General features: G+C 61.2%; 4 protein-coding genes. All 4 read left to right on the top strand.

Annotation, left to right across the window (positions count from 1 at the left end):
* Positions 1-1,062: RecQ family zinc-binding domain-containing protein (locus tag IEX93_RS11185; protein WP_229906185.1), on the top strand; the 1,062-nt coding region annotated here is incomplete at its 5' end.
* Between the two features lie 3 nt (positions 1,063-1,065).
* Positions 1,066-1,629: a hypothetical protein gene (locus tag IEX93_RS11180; protein ID WP_188848264.1), complete on the top strand. Its 564-nt coding sequence runs from the start codon at positions 1,066-1,068 to the stop codon at positions 1,627-1,629.
* Between the two features lie 7 nt (positions 1,630-1,636).
* The gene (locus IEX93_RS11175) at positions 1,637-4,024 is read left to right on the top strand and encodes an Eco57I restriction-modification methylase domain-containing protein (protein WP_188848263.1); all 2,388 of its coding nucleotides are present in this window, start codon (positions 1,637-1,639) and stop codon (positions 4,022-4,024) included.
* Positions 4,021-5,121 carry a hypothetical protein gene (locus IEX93_RS11170; protein WP_022799372.1) on the top strand — a complete coding sequence of 367 codons (1,101 nt, stop codon included), beginning with the start codon at positions 4,021-4,023 and terminating at the stop codon, positions 5,119-5,121. Before IEX93_RS11175 ends, IEX93_RS11170 begins: the two co-directional genes overlap by 4 nt.
* Positions 5,122-5,438 lie beyond the last annotated feature (317 nt).

The following is a 5,438-nucleotide window of genomic DNA, read 5'->3' as shown; positions in this document are numbered from 1 at the left end:
TGTATTTACCCAAGCCCCCTTCTTTATTGGCGTGTCAATGGATATGCGGGTGAATATCCGAAAGGGGGGGGCTTTTTAGAAGCTTACACCGTAGAGTACCTCTCACAGCGGCGCCTCCGTTTTTGGTTCCCCCCGCCTAAGATGAGCCGTCGGACTTTTGAGGAACGGCTTAGGGCTTTCCTGGCAGAAACGCGGCTGGGGGTAGAGGTGATGGAGAAAAGGTTGGAACCTCTTCGCCGCGCTTCTGCTGGCAATCCACTAGATCCTGTAGAGAAAGCCCTCCGCATCCTTTTGGAGAGGGTGTACGAGACGGTCTATCCCATGCGCATCCAGATGCTTCGGAACCTCATCGAGTACGCCCTGAGCACGGAGAGAAACCGGTGTCGCCGCTTGGTGCTTCGGAGCATCTTTGACGACCAGCTTCCACCAGACGATTACCGTTGTGGCTTCTGCGATGTCTGTGAGCCCTCTTTGGCTTTCCCGGTCCCTGGAGCGCTGGTTCCCCCAAGGGAAGCCGAACCCGAGGAGATCGTTCGGCGGCTCTCCACTTTTTTCCAGGATTGGTCGGAGGAGGAAGCCGATCTGCTTCTCTCCGCTGCAAGCGAGAGAGGTCTGAGTCAAGCGGTCATGCTCCGCTCCGAGTATTACCTGGAACGTGAAGGAACGAGTCTAGGGGCCTTTTTCCTGGCGGGTGCCCTCAAGGGGCGTGAAGATCCCGCCCAGGGGGCTCTCTACCTGAAGCGGGGGACCTCTGAGGCCTTGAAGCAGGGCCTTTCTGTCGACGAGATCGGTCCTTTTCTCGCCGAACTTGGAAGGTTGGGACCGGAGCACCTGGGAAGTGTGCTTCTCGCCCATCCTCCTCTTGGGGGCTACCGGGAGCGAAAGCAGGTTTATGAGGAGGTAGGGAAGCGCCTGGGATATGACGATCCGGCTGCTCGGCTCGCGGCGAGCCTAGCTTCTGTAAAGCTTCTTTCCGAGCTGACGGAGTGGGTGGAACAAGAAGGGGTTTTTCCCCAGCTGAGGTCGATCAAGGAAAGGTTTGAAACCGGCTTACAGGGGTAGGGGATGAAGGAGGAAAGAAACTTTCTGGAGCTTTTGGAGCAAGAGGTCGATGCCTATAGGAAGAGCCTTAGGCAAGCCCTGAAGGTGTCGGAAGAGCTTGCCGGGATACTGGAGGCGGCCAAAAAGACGTACCAGAGCTTAGAAGAACGCCTCCATGGCCTACAAGAACTCGTTGCCCGAGGAGGCGAGGACCTAGACAGGTTTCGGCAAGAATGGGAGGAATCCCGTCGTGGGATTGAGGAGTGGCGTCGGAAGCTGGAGGAGCAGGTGCTCGAGCACCTTAAGGAATCCCAGAACCGCCTTAGCGAAATCCAACACCTCACCTTCAAGCGATTAGACCGTGTTGAAGATCAGTTAAGTCAGCAGAAAGCGGAGCTGGAAGGGAGGATGAAGGGCCTTGAGGATCGGATGGACGAGGTGGGCCAGCAGGTTAATCACATGGAGCAGAAGCTCTTGGCGCGGCATCTGGAGATGATGCGGAAGATAACGGGGCTACAAAGGCAAATCTTTATCCTGGGAGGGATCCTGGGGTTTTTGGCCTTGGGAGCCTATTTTTTAGGGAGGTAGATTTGCCTTGCTGAGTGATGACCTCGTTCCCTACAGCCGTGAAGGGCTCGTCAGCTTCCTGGACGCCTTAGGGAGCTTTGCCCCCCGGGAAGAGGCGGTTTCCCTCCCCGGGGGGGTCACGGGCGAGCTCCTCGGCTACCTCTACCTCGAGGACGAGGTGCCCGTGGTGGCCCTGAGGGTAGAGGAGGCCGCCAGAAAGCGCCGCAAGGACTGGGAGCCCGCCGCCCGCTACCTCGTGGAGCGGGGGCTTCCCGCCGGGCTCTTCGTCTTCCATGACGGGAAGGGAGCCTACCGTCTGAGCCTCGTCCACGCCCGCTACCGGGGGACGAGGAAGCCCGAGCTCTCCCACTACAAGCGCCACAGCCTCATCGCCCGCCCCGGGGAGCCCAACAAGACCTTCTTCCAGCGCCTCCGGCGCATGGCGGAAAACCCGCCCGGGACCCTCGCTGAACTCCTCGAGATCTTCAGCGTGGAGGCCGTCACCGAGGAGTTCTACCGGGAGTTCATCGAGGTCTTCGAAGAGAGGCTCGCCAGGGGGGTGGTGGGGGAGGCTTCTTCCGGAGAGAAGCGCGACTTCGCCCTCGCCTTCGTGGCCCGGGTGATCTTCCTCGGCTTCGTGCAGAAGCGAGGGTGGCTCGGGGGAAGGGAGGACTTCCTCCAGGACCTCCTGAAGCGCTACGAGAAGGCGGTGGGCCTTGGAAAGGACCGCTTCTACCGCGAGTGGCTCACCCCCCTCTTCTTCCGCGCCCTCAAGGCCCCTCCCGGTGAGAAGGAGCTTTCAGGCCTCGGCCTTCCTCCCGAGGTGGAGAAGGCCCTGAAGGAAGCCCCCTACTTGAACGGCGAGCTCTTCTCCCCGAAGCCCGGCGTGGACGACCGGGGCCTCTACCTGAAGGACGAGGCCGTCCGGGACTTCTTCGGCTTCCTCTTCGCCCACAACTTCACGGTGGAGGAGAACGACCGCTACGAGGAGGAGCTGGAGCTCAACCCCGAGTTCCTGGGCCTCATCCTGGAGCGTCTCATCAACGACCTCGGGGTGGAGGGGAAGGGAGGCGAGGTGGGGGCCCACTACACGCCCCGGGTGGAGGTGGACCTCATGTGCCGCCTCGCCCTCGCCGAGCACCTCCACCGCCAGGGCCTTCCCCTGGAGAAGGCCTACGGGCTCATGAGAGGGGAGGTGGAGGCCCTCACGAAGGAGGAAAGGGCCTTCGCCAAGCAGAGCCTCCTCGAGGCTAAGGTTCTGGACCCGGCCGTGGGGAGCGGGGCCTTCCTCGTGGGGATGCTCCAGGTCCTGGAGGAGGTCCTCGAGGACCTCGGGGAGCCCCGCACCCTGGACCTCCGCAAGCGCCTCCTCCAGAACCTCTACGGGGTGGACGCCCTGGGCTGGGCGGTGTGGATGACGGAGCTCAGGCTCTGGCTCGCCTACTTCGTGGAGCTCCCCGACAGCGCCAAGGCCTCTAAGGAGCCCCTCCTCCCCTCCCTCGGCCTCAAGGTGGCCCACGGGGACTCCCTGGTCCAGACCCTGGGAGAAACGATCGTCCCCGTGAAGCTCCCCGCCGAGGCTGAGGTGCTGAAGGACGAGAAAGTGCGCAAGGCTTACGAGGCCCTGGTGGCCGCCAAAGAGGACTACTTCCACAACCGGGGGGTGAGCCGGGAGGAGGTGGAGGAGAAGGAGCGGGCCTTCCTCGAGGCCTACGCTTGGCGGGCCCTTTTGGGAAAGGGCCAGCAACCGGGGCTTCTGGTGAAGGGGGAAGCGGAGCAGACCGAGGAACGGTACCGCCAAATCGAGGAGCTCCTCAGGCAGAGGGAACGCCCCTTCTTCTACCTCCTGGACTTCGCCGAGGTCCTCCTCGGGCCCAAGGGGGGGTTCGACATCGTAATCGGCAACCCCCCCTATGTGCGCCAGGAGGAGATCCGGGACCTCTTCGGTCGCTTCGACCCTGGCACTTACAAGAAGCTCCTGCAGAGGTCGGCGAAGGAGGACCTCCTCCTCGCCACCTTCTACACGGAGGAAAAGGTACCCACCCCCTCGGGGCGCTCCGACCTGTACACCTACTTCTATGTGCGCTCGCTGGCCTTGCTCCACCCCAAAGGGGTCCACGTCTTCGTGGTGTCCAACTCCTGGCTGGACGTGCAGTACGGGGCCTGGCTGCAACGGGTCTTCCTGGAGGCCGCTCCCCTCCGCTACGTGATCGAGAACCGGGTCAAGCGCTCCTTCCGGGCGGACGTGAACACGGCGATCACCGTGGCCCACGCTCCGGACCCCGAAAGAAAAGTGCCCCCCGACTGGCCTGTCCTCTTCGTGGCGGTGCAGAAGCCCTTCGAGGAAGTGGACCTCCTGCAGGAGGCGCTGGAGGCCTCCCTACAGGTGGGGCTCGCTAAGGAGGTGCTGAGGTGAAGGCTCCCGAAGTAGTCCGTCAGAACGAGAGCGTCAGGGTGGCGGCGCGGAGCGCCGATGAGCTCTTGCGGGAGGGGCTTGACGAAGACGGCAAGTATGCGGGCGGGAAGTGGGGCGGGCTCTACCTCCGGGCTCCCGACATCTTTTTCCGCGTCCTGGAAAAGGCGGGGGACAAGTTAGTGCGGCTCGGGGACGTGGCCGAGGTGCGCTTTGGGATCAAGACCGGGGCGAACGACTTCTTTTACCTCGAGGTGCTTCCCTACCGTCCGGTCTGCCCTCTATGCGGGGAGGTGCACGGGGAAGCCCTCACCAAGGAGGAAGAGTCGGCTTACTGGGGAAGGGGAGAACGTCCTCCTGAGAACGCGCTGGTAGCGGTAAAAAACGGGGCGGGGTGGGAAGGCTTCCTGGAGGCCGGAACTCTTGTGCCGGTGATACGTTCGCCCCGTGACCTTCCTGATGCTCCTCTTGAAGTGCGTGCTCGCGACTTGAGTACGCGGGTTTTTTTCCCTAGGGCCCTCGATGTTCATGCTCAACATTACGTCTCCTGGGGGGAAGAAGTGGAAGTAAAGCTTTCCCAAGGCCACAAGCGAGGTGAGAGCGTCAAAGGCTACCACAACCTTCCCTCGGTTAGCGCCAATCAGCCTTGGTGGCGACTTTCCAGCCCGGCGTTCCCTCCCAACCTGGTGTGCATGATGAGCTACAACGACCGGTTCGGCTTCTGGGTGAACTGGGAAGCTCTAGTCGATGCCCGTCTCTACACCATCCAGCCAAAACCGGGGGTAAAGCTTGAGGCGCTGGCGGCGGCCCTGAACTGGAGCTTTGTTTTCCTGCAACAGGGCCTATTGGGAAGAAGCAATCTTGGGCAAGGGGCCCTGGACTTCAAGGTCTACGAAGCTGAGCAGCTGTTGATTCTAAATCCGCTTGAGATTGAGGGGATCGAGAAGGAATTTGCCGGGCTGTCCGCATTCCGGGTGAAAGAAAAAGGCGGAAGAGATCGGGTGGCCGAATTGGTGCTGGGTGTCAAGTGCGGGGAAGAACTTCAGCGCGCGGCTAAGGAAATCCACCTCAAGCGTTTGGCTCGAGCTGCAAGCCTGTAGGAGGGAGTATGGACGCGATTATTGCTTACCTTACGCAAAAGTTGAAGAACACTTTTTACAGTCATCCCCCGTCGTCAGCTTTGATCCTGTGGTGGCCAACAAGCTCTTTAGACCAGCAAGGAACCTTCATCTCCCGAAAGATGGATGCCCCACCCCACCCACTTGAAGATTGCCTCCGCGAAACTTTGCGCGCTTCTCTGGTGCTCTACAGCTACGACAGCGAGAAAGATCTGTTACGCTTTGATATAGAATCCCCCCTTCGGTTATTCGCTCCGACACTATTCACGCCGCCACCCTAGCTACCCAGGCGATGGGTA

It is taken from the genome of Thermus composti (assembly GCF_014647535.1).
Lineage (GTDB): Bacteria > Deinococcota > Deinococci > Deinococcales > Thermaceae > Thermus > Thermus composti.
This window is presented reverse-complemented; position numbering and strand designations above follow the sequence as displayed.

What these genes read in the sequence shown, in the direction of transcription:
- IEX93_RS11180 (WP_188848264.1), top strand. Translation starts at nt 1,066, where the DNA reads ATGAAGGAGGAAAGAAACTTTCTGGAGCTTTTGGAGCAAGAGGTCGAT.